The sequence below is a fragment of the Streptomyces sp. NPDC037203 genome (genome assembly GCF_055605065.1).
Genome location: NZ_JBVJUC010000005.1, coordinates 339,179 through 352,767, shown reverse-complemented (window position 1 = coordinate 352,767; position 13,589 = coordinate 339,179). Strand labels below are relative to the sequence as shown.

Sequence of the window (13,589 nt, the reverse complement as noted above, 5' to 3'; positions counted from 1 at the left end):
GTCACCACTCTCGATAACCTGAGGGCACACCTTTCACGGCACTCCCCTGTTACACACGACCTGTGACGCGAGGACCCACGCTGCCCGCCCACCGCACCCCGCATCTGCCCCGGCCCCTCGACGCGTTCAACGCGGCGTGCGCCGCCGAGGCACGGGCCCTCCTCCTGCGCTGTCTGCACAGCCCGCGCTGGTCGCACCGCGTCGCGGCCCACCGCCCCTACCCCGACCTGGACGCCCTCCTGGCCGCGGCGGACGAGGCGGCGTACGACCTCTCCCCGGCGGACATCTCGGAGGCGCTGTCCCGCGAGGCCCTGCCGGCGCTGCCGGCGGACACGTATGCGGCCGCGCACATGGCCCTGGACGCGGCGCACGCGGCATACGAGGCGCGATTCGGACATGTGTTCGTCATCTATCTGGGGGACACAGCGCCGGCCGAGACCGCCGATCGCATCCTGGAAGCCATCCGGTCACGATCGGCGAACGATCCCGACGAGGAACGCGCGATAGCCGCGGACGAACTGCGCCGGCTCGCCAGGGGCCGATTGGGCACTTACCTCAGGAGCCCGGAAAACTGCGCTACCAGCCACAACGCACCCGCACCCGGTCGATAACAGGGCAGACCGCCCCCGTATCCGCCAGGCCGATACCCCATCCGGTGCCAGTTTGATCACACAGGTAGGCCCCCCGTAAGCCTCACCCCGCCGCACGGATACCATGCTGGGGGCCGGTGGACCGTACCCGGCCGGGCCCGACCGACAGTGAAGCCGGCGCGGCCCTAATCCCCGCTCCCGGAGGGTTCTTCCGTGCCGGCTGGAACGCTGTACCGCGGCCGGGAAGGAATGTGGTCCTGGGTGGCTCACCGAGTCACCGGCGTCCTCATTTTCTTCTTCCTGTTCGTTCACGTGCTGGACACCGCTCTCGTGCGTGTCTCCCCCGAGGCCTACGACAAGGTCGTGGCCACGTACAAGACGCCGATCGTCGCGCTGCTGGAGTACGGCCTCGTCGCCGCAATCCTCTTCCACGCGCTCAACGGTCTGCGCGTCATCGCCGTCGATTTCTGGTCGAAGGGCCCGCGCTACCAGAAGCAGATGTTCTGGACCGTGATGGGTGTCTGGATCGTGCTCATGCTCGGCGCGATCTACCCCGTGCTCGGCCACGCCGCTCGTGTTCTGTTCGGGAGCTGACGCCGATGTCTACCACTGAGACCACCGCCTCCGGGGTCGGCCCCGTCGAGGGTGCCGCCGTCTACAACGTGGACAACCCGGCGCCGCTGATCGAGGCCCCGCGCAAGCGGACCAAGAAGACCCCGAAGTCCACCCGCGGCAACTTCGAGCTGGCGGCGTGGCTGTTCATGCGCCTGTCCGGCATCGTGCTGGTCGTCCTCGTCCTCGGCCACCTGCTGATCCAGCTGGTCCTGGACGGCGGCGTCTCCAAGGTCGGCTTCGCCTTCGTCGCCGGCCGCTGGGCCTCCCCGTGGTGGCAGGTCTGGGACCTGGCCATGCTGTGGCTCGCGATGCTGCACGGCGCCAACGGCCTGCGCACGGTCATCAACGACTACGCCGAGCGGCCTGCGTCCCGCATGTGGCTGAAGGCCCTGCTGTACACCGCCACGGTGTGGACCATCCTGCTGGGCACGCTGGTGATCTTCACCTTCGACCCGAACATCCGCTAGGCACGGGGCTGCGAGAATCATGAAGATCCACAAGTACGACACCGTCATCGTCGGCGCCGGCGGCGCGGGCATGCGTGCCGCCATCGAGGCGACGAAGCGCAGCCGCACCGCGGTCCTGACCAAGCTCTACCCCACCCGGTCCCACACGGGCGCCGCGCAGGGCGGCATGGCCGCCGCGCTCGCCAACGTGGAGGAGGACAACTGGGAGTGGCACACCTTCGACACGATCAAGGGCGGTGACTACCTGGTCGACCAGGACGCCGCCGAGATCCTGGCGAAGGAGGCCATCGACGCGGTCCTCGACCTGGAGAAGATGGGCCTGCCGTTCAACCGGACGCCCAACGGCACCATCGACCAGCGCCGCTTCGGCGGTCACTCCCGCAACCACGGCGAGGCCCCGGTCCGCCGCGCGTGCTACGCGGCCGACCGCACCGGTCACATGATCCTCCAGACGCTGTACCAGAACTGCGTCAAGGAGGGCGTGGAGTTCTTCAACGAGTTCTACGTCCTGGACCAGCTGATCAGCGAGGTCGACGGCGTCAAGAAGTCCGCCGGTGTCGTCGCCTACGAGCTGGCGACCGGCGAGATCCACATCTTCCAGGCGAAGTCGGTCATCTACGCCTCCGGCGGCACCGGCAAGTTCTTCAAGGTGACCTCCAACGCGCACACCCTGACCGGTGACGGCCAGGCCGCGTGCTACCGCCGGGGTCTGCCGCTGGAGGACATGGAGTTCTTCCAGTTCCACCCGACCGGCATCTGGCGCATGGGCATCCTGCTCACCGAGGGCGCCCGCGGTGAGGGCGGCATCCTGCGCAACAAGGACGGCGAGCGCTTCATGGAGAAGTACGCTCCCGTCATGAAGGACCTGGCGTCCCGTGACGTCGTGTCCCGCTCCATCTACACGGAGATCCGCGAGGGCCGCGGCTGCGGTCCCGAGGGCGACCACGTGTACCTGGACCTCACCCACCTGCCGCCGGAGCAGCTGGACGCGAAGCTCCCGGACATCACCGAGTTCGCGCGCACCTACCTCGGCATCGAGCCGTACACGGACCCGATCCCGATCCAGCCCACCGCGCACTACGCGATGGGCGGCATCCCGACCAACGTCGAGGGTGAGGTCCTGGCGGACAACACCACCGTCGTGCCGGGTCTGTACGCGGCCGGCGAGGTCGCCTGCGTGTCGGTGCACGGCGCCAACCGCCTGGGCACCAACTCGCTGCTGGACATCAACGTCTTCGGCCGCCGCGCCGGCATCGCCGCCGCCGAGTACGCCCACACGGCCGACTTCGTCGAGCTGCCGGAGGACCCGGAGTCGTTCGTCGTCGAGCAGATCGAGCGGCTGCGCAACTCCACCGGCACCGAGCGGGTGGCCACGCTGCGCCGCGAGCTGCAGGAGACCATGGACGCCAACGTCATGGTGTTCCGCACCGAGCAGACGATCAAGACGGCGGTCGAGAAGATCGCCGAGCTGCGCGAGCGCTACAAGAACGTGTCCATCCAGGACAAGGGCAAGCGGTTCAACACGGACCTGCTGGAGGCCATCGAGCTGGGCAACCTGCTCGACCTGGCCGAGGTCATGGCCACGTCGGCGCTGGCCCGCAAGGAGTCCCGCGGCGGTCACTACCGCGAGGACTACCCGAACCGCGACGACGTCAACTTCATGCGCCACACCATGGCGTACCGCGAGGTGGGCGACGACGGCACCGAGTCCATCCGTCTCGACTACAAGCCGGTCGTCCAGACCCGCTACCAGCCGATGGAGCGTAAGTACTGATGGCTACCCCTGTTCTGGACAAGGCGGACGCGGCCGGCCGGCCCGAGCCCGGTTTCGCCGACTCCCCCTACATCACGGTCACCTTCCGGATCCGCCGGTTCAACCCGGAGGTCTCGGCGGAGGCCGTCTGGGAAGACTTCCAGCTGGAGATCGACCCGAAGGAGCGTGTCCTCGACGGTCTCCACAAGATCAAGTGGGACGTCGACGGCACCCTCACGTTCCGCCGCTCCTGCGCGCACGGCATCTGCGGCTCGGACGCGATGCGGATCAACGGCAAGAACCGCCTTGCCTGCAAGACGCTGATCAAGGACATCAACCCCGAGAAGCCGATCACGATCGAGCCCATAAAGGGCCTGACGGTCCTCAAGGACCTGGTCGTGGACATGGAGCCGTTCTTCCAGGCGTACCGGGACGTGATGCCGTTCCTGATCACCAAGGACACGAACGAGCCGACGCGCGAGCGTCTGCAGTCCGCGGAGGACCGGGCGCGCTTCGACGACACCACCAAGTGCATCCTGTGCGCCGCGTGCACGTCGTCCTGCCCGGTGTTCTGGAACGACGGCCAGTACTTCGGCCCGGCCGCGATCGTCAACGCCCACCGCTTCATCTTCGACTCGCGTGACGAGGCCGGGGAGCAGCGTCTCGAGGTGCTGAACGACCGGGACGGCGTGTGGCGCTGCCGTACGACCTTCAACTGCACCGACGCGTGCCCGCGTGGCATCGAGGTCACGAAGGCGATCCAGGAAGTCAAGCGGGCCCTGATCACCCGCCGCTACTGACGCGACACCTGGCACAATACGAGGGCCGTTCACCCGTCCGGGGGAACGGCCCTCGTATCTTGTCCACGCCTTTCACGACCGACCGGGGGCACCAGCGTGACCGAGCAGAACCCGTACCAGAGCGGCGCCGGCGACTGGGGCCCCGGCCATCCGCCCGCGGCGGCCGACACGCCGCCGCCGGGGTACGGCTACCCCGCCGCGGAGGCGCCCGCGCCGGGGTACGGCTTTCCGCAGCAGCCGGCCGCGGCGGGTGCCCTGCCGCCGGGCGGCGCTCCGGCGCTCGCCCTCGGCGACATCACGGTGATAGGCGATCAGATCATCACGCCGGCCGGGCAGATGCCGCTGCGCGGAGCGGTCTGGAACGCGACGGACATGTCGCGCACCGAGGAGAAGATACCGACGCACGCGATCGTCCTCGCGGTCGTGTTCGCCCTGCTCTGCCTGCTCGGACTCCTCTTCCTGCTGATGAAGGAGAAGCGGACCACGGGCTATATCCAGGTCACCGTGACCAGCGCGGGGCGGCACCACCAGACGATGATCCCGGCGTACGGCCCGGACGCGTTCGCGGCGATCATGGGCCAGGTCAACTACGCCCGCTCGCTCAGCAGCATGTGAGCCGACGGCCCGGTCATCACGGGATCCGGGGAGCGGCGTCCTAATCTGACGACATGTCAGACGAAGAGTCGTACGAACTGCTCGGGTTCGACAACGTACTGCTCCCCGTCGGGGATCTCGCGGAGGCCGTCGGGTTCTACGAGCGTGCCGGGTTCGGGGTGGGGTTCCGGTTCGACGAGGCCGGGATCGCGCTGCTCACGGCGGGGAAGGAGACGCCCGGCGTCCTGCTGCGGGTGGAGGAGGCGCTGGGCCACCGCAGTCCGCCGTGGCCCTCGCCGCGCCTGTGGCTGGAGGTGCCGGACGCGCGGGTGGCGGCGCGGCGGCTCGCCGCGGCGGGCATCGAGCCGCTGGACGAGGTGTTCCAGACGGCGACCGGCTGGACGGTGGAGATCGCGGACCCCTGGGGCAACGTGCTCGGCCTGACGGACTACACCCGGCGCCCGGAGCTGGGGCGCCGAGGCTGAGCCGGGCGCCCGGACGGCACTGGTTAGGCTCTGTGGCGTGCCCGTGAAGAACGACGGTCCCGCGGCGGCCGGTACCCCCAGCAGCAAGTCCGAGCAGACCCGTGCGCTGATCCTGGAGACGGCCATGCGGCTGTTCCGGGAGCGGGGGTACGACAAGACCACCATGCGGGCGATCGCCCAGGAGGCAGGGGTCTCCGTCGGCAACGCGTACTACTACTTCGAGGGCAAGGAACACCTGATCCAGGGCTTCTACGACCGGATCGCGGCCGAGCACCGGCAGGCGGTCCGGGGCATCCTGGAGCAGGAGACGGACCTGGAGACGCGGCTCGCGGGCGTGCTCACCACCTGGCTGGACATCGCGCGGCCGTATCACGAGTTCGCGGTGCAGTTCTTCAAGAACGCCGCCGACCCGGACAGCCCGCTGAGCCCCTTCTCGCAGGAGAGCGAGCACGCGCGCGAGCAGGCGATCCAGGTGCACCGGGAGGTGCTGGCCGGCTCGAAGGCCAAGGTGCCGGCCGAACTCCGGGACGTGCTGCCGGAGTTGCTGTGGCTCTCCCAGATGGGCCTCATCATGTACTGGATCTTCGACCGCACCGAGAACCGCGAGCGCAGCTACCGCCTCGCCCGCCGCGGCGCCCGCCTCACCACCCGCGGCGTCACCCTCTCCCGCTTCCGCGTCCTGCGCCCCCTGGTCCTGGAGGTCCACGAACTGTTCACGGACTTCCTGCCGGGGATGACGCGGCTGCTGCCGGCTCCGGGGCGAAACCCGGCCGAGTGATCACTTCCGGGTGAAGGTGCGGGAAACGGACGCCCGGCCGTCGGCCTGTCCACCACGATGTTCTCGATACCGGTCCCCAGGAGGCACCTGATGTCCGCAGCAGCAGTCGAGCGATCTCATGACCATCCGCTGACCGCGGAGGCCGCGCGGATCATGAAGCGCCTTCCGGGCTATCGCGTCGAGATCATCGACGGCCAGATCATCGTGCCCCCGCCCGCTGACGGCCCGCACGGCAGGGCCCTGACCAAGTTGATGCGCCCCTTTCCGGGACCGACCTGCGCACCAAGGTGGCTGCCTACGCGGAGGCCAAGATCCCGGTCTACGTCATCGTCGACCGCAAGCACCAGCGTCTGCACGTGCTCACGGAGCCGGCCGGGAGTGAGTACGCGAATCATCGCGTGCACGCCCCCGGCGAGACCGTCGCGCTCCCCGACTCGCTGGGCGCCAAGGTCGCCGTCGACGTCGAGCAGATCATCCAGACCGGGCAGAGCTGAGGCCGCCGGTCAGATCCAGTCCAGGCGCCACAGGCGGTACACGCCCGTGGCGTCCATCAGGTACTGGCCGCCGCCGACGTCCTCCGAGGTGACCGTGTATTCCTTGCGCTGCCACAGGGGGATCAGGGGGACGTCGCTGGCGATGGTGGACTGGATCTGCTGGAAGTCGGCGGCGGCGCGGCCGCGGTCGGCGAACTGCTGGCTGTTGCGGATGAGCTGGTCGACCGTCTTGTTGCTGTAGCCGGTGGCCATGGTGGAGCCGGTGCCGACGAGGGGCTGGCCGAAGGTGTCGGCGTCGGGGTAGTCCGCGACCCAGCCGACGGCCCACGCGTCGAGCTTGCCCGCGGCCATCCGCCTCTGGAAGTCCGTCCACTCGTAACCCTTGACGTCGACCTTGAACAGGCCGCCCGCCTCCAGCTGCTTCTTCAGCGCCGCGGCCTCCTGCTCGCCGGGGCCCTGGCCCTCGCCGTAGGCGAAGGTGAAGCGGACCGGCAGGCTCACCCCGGCCTCGGTGAGCAGGGCGCGTGCCTTCTTCGCGCTCTGCGTCGGGTAGGTGTCGAAGAAGGACGTGGTGTGGCCGGTGATGCCGGTCGGGATCAGGGAGTACAGCGGGTCGACCGTGCCCTGGTAGACGGTGGCCGCCAACTGCTCCCGGTCGACCAGCCAGGCGACCGCCTGCCGCACCCGCACGTCGTGCAGCGGGGAGCTGACGCGGGTGTTGAGGTACAGGTTGCGGGTCTCGGAGGAGTCGGACTCGGTCACCCGCTCCTTCGGGTCGCTCGGGTTCAGCCCGGCGAGCACGTCGGGCGGCAGCGTGCGCGACGCCACGTCGATGTCCTTCGCCTTCCAGGCGGCGTCCAGCTTCGCGGAGTCGCTGAAGTAACGCAGGTCGATCGGGCGGCCGGTGGAGGAGAGGTAGCCCTTGTAGGTCGGGTTCGGCGCGAGCCGGGCCTGCTCGCCCTTGGTGTACGAGGTGAGCCGGTAGGGGCCGGTGCCGTCGACCGCGGAGTCCTTGCGCAGCGAGTCCGCCGGGTAGGTCTCCCGGTCCACGATCGCGCCCGCGCCGGTGGCGACCTTCAGCGGGAAGGTGGCGTCCGGCGCCGACAGGTGGAAGGTGACGGTGCGCGCGTCGTCGGCGGTCACCGCGGACAGGATGGTGAACAGGGAGGAGGGGCCCACGTCGGAGTTGATCCGCTTGACCCGGTCGAAGGAGAACTTCACGTCCTGGGCCGTCATAGCCCGCCCGCTGGGGAACTTGATGCCGTCGCGCAGCGTGCACCGGTACGTCTTCAGATCGCTGCCGACGAAGGCGCAGCTTCTGGCCGCGTCCGGCACCGGCTGCACCCCGTCCGGCTCGAAGCTCAGCAGCGTCTGGAACACATTGCTGAACAGGGCCCAGGAGCCCGCGTCGTACGCCCCGGCCGGGTCGAGCGAGGTGACCGCGTCCGTCGTCCCGACCGTGATGGTCCTGTTCTTGTTCTCCTGTGACGGCAGCAGCTTCCAGCCGCCGATGCCCACGACAGCCAGCACGAGCAACGTCACGACAATCCGCATGCGAACAGATCGCACGGTGGTGCCCTCCCCAGACCCTTGTGAGGCCCTACCCCTGGTCAGCACAAATCCCGCCACTCCCCTGAGTGACGCGGCTCACCCAATCACACGTGTTTCGGCGTGGGAAGGGCTTTCTGACCAGTTGTGGAAGAACTTGCCCAAGACGTTGTCTCCGCCGGGCGTCCGCCGTGCCTTCACAGCGTCTCCACAAGTGGTGGGGGAGATTCCGGTCACATGGACGACGGCTCCCGGCGCAGGGCCCGCAGACCGCGCAACCCGATGCCCCCGATGACCGTCCCCAATACGAAGGAGACGATCGCCAGCACCAGGTGCACCCAGAAGTAGACGGTCGGCCGGCCGTCGTGAAAGGCGAGCCCGCTGCCGTCCTTGACCAGGTTCTTTACGAAAGTGACCCAGATGAACCAGCTCCACACCCCGAAGGCGAGCAGGAACCAGGAGACCGGGCGGCTGAGTTTCATACCTCCAGTATCCGGGGTGCGTTCCGGGAGCAGGGGCTGGGTCCGGTCCACCCGGTGGGCCGCGGATGCGTCCGGGGCCGCGCCCGCACTCCGCAGGACCGCCCGGCGCCCGCTGCTGGCCGGCGCCGCGACCCTGCTGACCCTGGCCGCCACCGCGCCCGCCGCCCTCGCCGCCCCCGCCCCGGCGACCGCGCCCCCGGCCCATATGTCGACGCTCGGCGGAGCCCGGCTCGGACGGCCCGGCACCCAGGTGAACCTCGCGCCCGGCGTCCCCGTGCTGCCCGAGGGACTGACCGCGCGCTCCTGGATCGTCTCCGACGCCCAGACGGGCGAGGTGCTGGCCGCGCACAACGCGCACTGGGCACTGCCCCCGGCGTCCACCATGAAGATGCTGTTCGCGGACACCCTGCTGCCCCGCTTCCCGCGCACGGCGGAGCACAAGGTGGCCGCGAAGGACCTCGCGGGCATGGGCGAGGGCTCCAGCGTGGTCGGCGTCAAGGCGGGCCGCAGCTACCGCGTCCGGGACCTGTGGCTGGGGGTGTTCCTGCGCTCGGGCAACGACGCCGTGCACGTGCTGTCCGCGATGAACGGCGGCGTCGCCCAGACCGTCCAGGACATGCAGCGCCACGCGGACGAACTCCAGGCCCTGGACACCCATGTGGTCTCCCCCGACGGCTACGACGAGCCGGGCCAGGTGTCCTCGGCGTACGACCTCACCCTGATCGCCCGCTCCGGGCTCCAGAAGAAGGACTTCCGGGACTACTGCTCCACCGTGAGCGCCGACTTCGACGGCCAGCAGATCCGCAACACCGACCGGTTGCTGAGCGGGGACACCGACGTGCCGGTCTACCAGGGCATCGCCGGGGTGAAGAACGGCAACACCACCCACGCGGGCGCCACCTTCACCGGGGTCGCCCAGCGCGGCAAGCGGGTGCTGCTGGTCACCGTGATGAATCCGCAGAAGCGGGAGCACAACGAGGTCTACAAGGAGACGGCGAAGCTGTTCGACTGGGGCTTCCAGGCGGTCGGCAAGGTCGAGCGGGTGGGTGAGCTGGTGCCGCCGCGGAGCGCCGCGCCGGCGAGCACGGCGCCGGACGGCTCGCCGAAGGCGTCGGCGCCTGCCGGGCAGGCCGGTTCCACGGCGGTGGCGGCCACCGCGACCGGCTCACGCGGGATCGGCACCGCGCTCGCCGTCGCGGGCGGGCTGCTCGTCCTGCTGGCGGGCGGCGTCTTCCTGGTCAACCGCCGGTGGCCGCTGCCGGACCTGATGCGCCGTCGGCCACGGCCGTGAGCTTCGGCAGCCCGCTCGGCGTGGCCGTCCAGGCGGCGCAGTACAGGACCAGTTTCGCGGTGAAGTTGATCCACAGCAGCAGCGCCACGGGGACCCCGAACGCGCCGTACATGCTCTTTGCGGCGACCCCCTGGATATAGCCGCTGAGCAGAAGTTTCAGCAGTTCGAAGCCGACCGCGCCGAGCAGCGCCGCGAGCACCAGGCGGCGGCGCGGCGGCTCCACGCCGGGCAGCAGGGTCAGCACGTAGAGCAGGACGAGGAAGTCGGCGAGCACGGCGACGGCGAAGGCGGCGACCTGGAGCAGCGCGGTGCCCCAGCCGTGCTGGGCGAGGCCCAGCCCGTCGGAGACCCTGCCGACGGCCGCCGTGGCGAGCGTGGACGCGGCGAGGGTGACGAGCAGGGCGCCGCCGAAGCCGATCAGGATGCCGGCGTCCTTGGCCTTGGCGACCAGCGGGTTCTGGTCCTTGTCCGGCAGCTCCCAGACCGCGCGCAGGCAGTCCCGCACCTGGCCGACCCAGTTGACGCCGGTGAGCAGCAGCACGGCGCCCGCGATGACGCCGACGGTGCCCGCGTTCCGGACCAGCGTGGTGATGTCCAGCTGCTGGGAGACGACCCCCGGAAACTGCTCGGCGATCTTGTGCTCGACGGTCTGCTGCCGGGCGGGGCCGAGCGTGGCCGCGGTGATCGCCGCGGCCACGGTGAGCAGTGGGAACAGCGCCACGAAGCTGACGAACGTCATGGCCGCCGCCAGCCGGGACCACTTCACCCGGTCGAGCCGCTCGTACGCCCGCCACGCGTGCGTGGCCGTCAGCCAGGTCACCAGCGGCCCGACGACGGGCAGTCTCTTCAGCCAGTCCATGATCCTTTCCTGCCCGGTGCGCGGTCTCCCATGTCCGGGCGGCCGCGACCGTTTCGCGGACCGGAGCCCGGCCATCCCACGTTCGGGTGGTCTTCGCCCTGGCAAGGTGACGTTCAGGGATGAAGGGCACACACCTGGACGATACGGTCACGGGCATGCCTGTGAAGGACGCCCTCGCGCTGCCCCAGTCCCTGCTCGTCCTCGGCGGCACCTCCGAGATCGCGCTCGCCACCGCCCGCCGGCTGATCGCCCGCGGGGCGCGCACCGTCTGGCTGGCCGGCCGCCCCTCCCCCGCGCTGGAGCAGGCCGCCGAGAGCCTGCGCGCGCTCGGCGCCGACACCCGTACGGTCGGCTTCGACGCCCTCGACCCCGCCTCCCACGAGACCGTGCTCGGCAAGGTGTTCGCCGAGGACGCCATCGACCTGGTGCTGCTCGCCTTCGGCGTCCTCGGCGACCAGGCCCACGACGAGCGGGTGCCGCTGCGGGCCGTGCGGATCGCCCAGACCAACTACACCGGGGCGGTCGCCGCGGGCCTCGTCGCCGCGAGCGCCCTCCAGGCCCAGGGCCACGGCTCGCTCGTCGTCCTGTCCGCCACCGCCGCCGAACGCGCCCGGCGCGCCGACTTCATCTACGGCTCCAGCAAGGCGGGCCTCGACACCTTCGCCCAGGGCCTCGGCGACGCGCTGTACGGCACGGGGGTGCATGTGATGGTCGTACGACCCGGATTCGTGCGGACGAGGGCGACGGCGGACCGGCCCCGCGAGCCGTTCGCCACGACCCCTCAGGCGGTCGCCACCGCGATCGAACTGGGCCTGCGCCGGGGCGCGGAGACGGTGTGGGTGCCGGGGGTGCTGCGGCTGGTGACGGCCGCGCTGCGGCACACGCCGCGGGCGCTGTTCCGCAGACTGCCGCTGTGACGGCCCGTCAGCGGCCGGCGACGGTCCCGCTGCCGATGTCGGCGGGGCCCGCCTGGGACGGTACGACCCGGCCGCCGAAGGCGTACTCGCGCAGCTTGCGCCAGGCCCCGTCGGCGCCCTGCGCGTACAGCGCGAACCCGGTGCACGGCCACTCGGCCTCGAATCCGGCCAGCTCCGCGAAGGCGCGGTCCATCGCCGCGTCCTCGATGCCGTGCGCCACGGTGACATGCGGGTGGTACGGGAACTGCAGCTCACGGGCGCAGGGCCCGGCGGACTCGCGGACCCGCTGCTGGAGCAGGGCGCACTCCTCGGCGCCCCGCACGACCCGGACGTAGACCACCGGGGAGACGGGCCGGAAGGTACCGGTGCCGTGCAGCCGCATCGGGAACGGGCGGCCGGCCGCGGCCACCTTGCCGAGATGGGCCTCGACGGCGGGCAGCGCGGCGCGGTCCACCTCGGTCGGCGGCAGCAGGGTGACGTGGGTGGGGATGCCGTAGGCCGCGGCGTCGCCGAAGCCCGCGCGCCGCTCCTGGAGCAGGCTGCCGTGAGGCTCCGGAACCGCGATCGACACGCCGATCGTTACGGTCCCCACGTCGTCTCCTGTCGTCGCGTCCGTCGTCTGCTCGGCCGACTCGTACGGGCCTTCGGCTCCGACTGTACGGCTATGGGTGTCCTGTGGGCAGGCGCAACGGAAGTGATGTGCAGCGCTCTGCCCACGTGGACGTGCGAACGGCCGTGCGCCGTCGCGCCGGTTCCGTGCCCCCCGGCGCGGGCCGTGCCGTCCGGTGCTCCGCTCAGCGCTTCGCCGGGAGGAAGCCGACCCGGTCGTACGCCTGCGCGAGGGTCTCGGCGGCGACGGCGCGGGCCTTCTCGGCGCCCTTGGCGAGGATCGCGTCGAGTGTCTCGGCGTCGTCCAGGTACTGCTGGGTGCGCTCCCGGAACGGCGTCACGAACTCGACCATGACCTCGGCGAGGTCGGTCTTGAGCGCGCCGTACATCTTGCCCTCGTACTCCCGCTCCAGCTCGGGGATCGGCTTCCCGGTGAGGACGGAGTAGATGGTGAGCAGGTTGGAGACGCCCGGCTTGGCCTCCGCGTCGTAGCGGATGACGGTGTCGGTGTCGGTGACCGCGCTCTTGACCTTCTTGGCGGTGGTCTTCGGCTCGTCCAGGAGGTTGATCAGGCCCTTCGGCGTGGACGCCGACTTGCTCATCTTGACCGCCGGGTCCTGGAGGTCGTAGATCTTCGCCGTCTCCTTGAGGATGTACGGCGACGGGATCGTGAACGTCTGCCCGAAGCGGCCGTTGAAGCGCTCGGCCAGGTCGCGGGTCAGCTCGATGTGCTGGCGCTGGTCCTCGCCGACCGGAACCTGGTGGGCCTGGTACAGCAGGATGTCCGCGACCTGGAGGATCGGGTACGTGAACAGGCCGACCGAGGCGCGCTCGGCGCCCTGCTTGGCGGACTTGTCCTTGAACTGGGTCATCCGGCTGGCCTCGCCGAAGCCGGTCAGGCAGTTCATCACCCAGGCCAGCTCGGCGTGCTCGGGGACGTGGCTCTGCACGAACAGGGTGCAGCGCTCCGGGTCCAGACCGGCGGCGAGGAGCTGGGCGGCGGCGAGGCGGGTGTTGGCCCGCAGTTCCTTGGGATCCTGGGGGACGGTGATCGCGTGCAGGTCGACGACCATGTAGAAGGCGTCGTGGGTCTCCTGGAGGGATACCCACTGGCGGACGGCGCCGAGGTAGTTGCCGAGGTGGAACGAGCCGGCGGTGGGCTGGATACCGGAGAGCACGCGGGGCTTTTCAGCGGGGGCCATGTGGCCCATTCTCTCATCGGCCGGGGGTGGGGTCGGCCCCAGGGAGGTGGGGGGTGGTGCGGGGCGTGGGGGGGGCCGCGGACCGTCGTGGCCGGTCGCGCCCCG

15 protein-coding genes and 1 pseudogene are annotated in these 13,589 nt (G+C 70.3%); 11 read left to right on the top strand and 5 right to left on the bottom strand.

Annotated elements, in window-relative coordinates; translation table 11 throughout:
- Window positions 1-62 precede the first annotated feature (62 nt).
- The 9 genes and pseudogenes from ACZ7EC_RS17640 (at window position 63) to ACZ7EC_RS17600 (ending at window position 6,576) form a co-directional block, all read left to right on the top strand.
- Complete coding sequence (locus tag ACZ7EC_RS17640; RefSeq protein ID WP_471063404.1) at window positions 63-611, top strand: 2-oxo-4-hydroxy-4-carboxy-5-ureidoimidazoline decarboxylase; 549 nt, start codon at window positions 63-65, stop codon at window positions 609-611.
- 192 nt (window positions 612-803) lie between these two features.
- Window positions 804-1,184 (top strand): succinate dehydrogenase, cytochrome b556 subunit, encoded by a 381-nt coding sequence (gene sdhC, locus ACZ7EC_RS17635; protein ID WP_145483083.1) that lies wholly within the window; start codon window positions 804-806, stop codon window positions 1,182-1,184.
- Between the two features lie 5 nt (window positions 1,185-1,189).
- Window positions 1,190-1,672, top strand: a complete 483-nt coding sequence (locus tag ACZ7EC_RS17630; protein WP_070026209.1) for a succinate dehydrogenase hydrophobic membrane anchor subunit — start codon at window positions 1,190-1,192, stop codon at window positions 1,670-1,672.
- A 19-nt stretch (window positions 1,673-1,691) separates the two neighbouring features.
- Window positions 1,692-3,446 carry a succinate dehydrogenase flavoprotein subunit gene (sdhA, locus tag ACZ7EC_RS17625; RefSeq protein WP_471063402.1) on the top strand — a complete coding sequence of 585 codons (1,755 nt, stop codon included), beginning with the start codon at window positions 1,692-1,694 and terminating at the stop codon, window positions 3,444-3,446.
- Window positions 3,446-4,225: a succinate dehydrogenase iron-sulfur subunit gene (locus tag ACZ7EC_RS17620; RefSeq protein WP_471063400.1), complete on the top strand. Its 780-nt coding sequence runs from the start codon at window positions 3,446-3,448 to the stop codon at window positions 4,223-4,225. The genes sdhA and ACZ7EC_RS17620 overlap by 1 nt, the downstream gene beginning before the upstream one ends.
- Before the next feature lie 96 nt (window positions 4,226-4,321).
- Window positions 4,322-4,840 carry a hypothetical protein gene (locus ACZ7EC_RS17615; protein WP_471063399.1) on the top strand — a complete coding sequence of 173 codons (519 nt, stop codon included), beginning with the start codon at window positions 4,322-4,324 and terminating at the stop codon, window positions 4,838-4,840.
- Between the two features lie 53 nt (window positions 4,841-4,893).
- Window positions 4,894-5,304: a VOC family protein gene (locus ACZ7EC_RS17610; protein WP_471063397.1), complete on the top strand. Its 411-nt coding sequence runs from the start codon at window positions 4,894-4,896 to the stop codon at window positions 5,302-5,304.
- Window positions 5,305-5,341: 37 nt separating this feature from the next.
- Window positions 5,342-6,082, top strand: a complete 741-nt coding sequence (locus ACZ7EC_RS17605) for a TetR/AcrR family transcriptional regulator (protein ID WP_471063395.1) — start codon at window positions 5,342-5,344, stop codon at window positions 6,080-6,082.
- Between the two features lie 90 nt (window positions 6,083-6,172).
- Window positions 6,173-6,576 (top strand): annotated as a pseudogene (locus ACZ7EC_RS17600) (Uma2 family endonuclease).
- Window positions 6,577-6,585: 9 nt separating this feature from the next.
- On the opposite strand, the gene ACZ7EC_RS17595 reads toward ACZ7EC_RS17600, so the two are convergent.
- Together ACZ7EC_RS17595 and ACZ7EC_RS17590 are read right to left on the bottom strand one after the other, a co-directional pair.
- Entirely contained in the window at window positions 6,586-8,130 is a 1,545-nt protein-coding gene (locus ACZ7EC_RS17595) for an ABC transporter substrate-binding protein (RefSeq protein WP_471063393.1), read from the bottom strand.
- 227 nt (window positions 8,131-8,357) lie between these two features.
- A complete protein-coding gene (locus tag ACZ7EC_RS17590; protein WP_471063391.1) occupies window positions 8,358-8,606 on the bottom strand; it encodes an SCO4848 family membrane protein in 249 nt (82 codons plus the stop codon).
- 16 nt (window positions 8,607-8,622) lie between these two features.
- Between ACZ7EC_RS17590 and ACZ7EC_RS17585 the strand changes: the two genes are divergently transcribed.
- Window positions 8,623-9,897 carry a D-alanyl-D-alanine carboxypeptidase family protein gene (locus tag ACZ7EC_RS17585; RefSeq protein WP_471063389.1) on the top strand — a complete coding sequence of 425 codons (1,275 nt, stop codon included), beginning with the start codon at window positions 8,623-8,625 and terminating at the stop codon, window positions 9,895-9,897.
- Here the strand turns inward: ACZ7EC_RS17585 and ACZ7EC_RS17580 are convergent.
- On the bottom strand, window positions 9,845-10,756 hold the full coding sequence (locus tag ACZ7EC_RS17580; RefSeq protein WP_471063387.1) for a YihY/virulence factor BrkB family protein: 912 nt from the start codon (window positions 10,754-10,756) through the stop codon (window positions 9,845-9,847). The genes ACZ7EC_RS17585 and ACZ7EC_RS17580 overlap by 53 nt on opposite strands.
- 161 nt (window positions 10,757-10,917) lie before the next feature.
- Between ACZ7EC_RS17580 and ACZ7EC_RS17575 the strand changes: the two genes are divergently transcribed.
- Window positions 10,918-11,673, top strand: a complete 756-nt coding sequence (locus tag ACZ7EC_RS17575; RefSeq protein WP_471063634.1) for an SDR family NAD(P)-dependent oxidoreductase — start codon at window positions 10,918-10,920, stop codon at window positions 11,671-11,673.
- Between the two features lie 7 nt (window positions 11,674-11,680).
- Here ACZ7EC_RS17575 and ACZ7EC_RS17570 read toward each other — a convergent pair whose 3' ends face one another.
- Window positions 11,681-12,265, bottom strand: a complete 585-nt coding sequence (locus ACZ7EC_RS17570) for a 2'-5' RNA ligase family protein (RefSeq protein WP_471063385.1) — start codon at window positions 12,263-12,265, stop codon at window positions 11,681-11,683.
- A 202-nt stretch (window positions 12,266-12,467) separates the two neighbouring features.
- Window positions 12,468-13,484: a tryptophan--tRNA ligase gene (gene trpS / locus ACZ7EC_RS17565; RefSeq protein WP_471063383.1), complete on the bottom strand. Its 1,017-nt coding sequence runs from the start codon at window positions 13,482-13,484 to the stop codon at window positions 12,468-12,470.
- Between the last annotated feature and the right edge of the window lie 105 nt (window positions 13,485-13,589).

Bases quoted from the DNA above. Each gene is read 5' to 3' on its own strand.
- ACZ7EC_RS17630 (WP_070026209.1), top strand. From the start codon at position 1,190: ATGTCTACCACTGAGACCACCGCCTCCGGGGTCGGCCCCGTCGAGGGT.
- sdhA (WP_471063402.1), top strand. From the start codon at position 1,692: ATGAAGATCCACAAGTACGACACCGTCATCGTCGGCGCCGGCGGCGCG.
- ACZ7EC_RS17620 (WP_471063400.1), top strand. From the start codon at position 3,446: ATGGCTACCCCTGTTCTGGACAAGGCGGACGCGGCCGGCCGGCCCGAG.
- ACZ7EC_RS17610 (WP_471063397.1), top strand. From the start codon at position 4,894: ATGTCAGACGAAGAGTCGTACGAACTGCTCGGGTTCGACAACGTACTG.
- ACZ7EC_RS17595 (WP_471063393.1), bottom strand. From the start codon at position 8,130: ATGCGGATTGTCGTGACGTTGCTCGTGCTGGCTGTCGTGGGCATCGGC.
- ACZ7EC_RS17590 (WP_471063391.1), bottom strand. From the start codon at position 8,606: ATGAAACTCAGCCGCCCGGTCTCCTGGTTCCTGCTCGCCTTCGGGGTG.
- ACZ7EC_RS17580 (WP_471063387.1), bottom strand. From the start codon at position 10,756: ATGGACTGGCTGAAGAGACTGCCCGTCGTCGGGCCGCTGGTGACCTGG.
- trpS (WP_471063383.1), bottom strand. From the start codon at position 13,484: ATGGCCCCCGCTGAAAAGCCCCGCGTGCTCTCCGGTATCCAGCCCACC.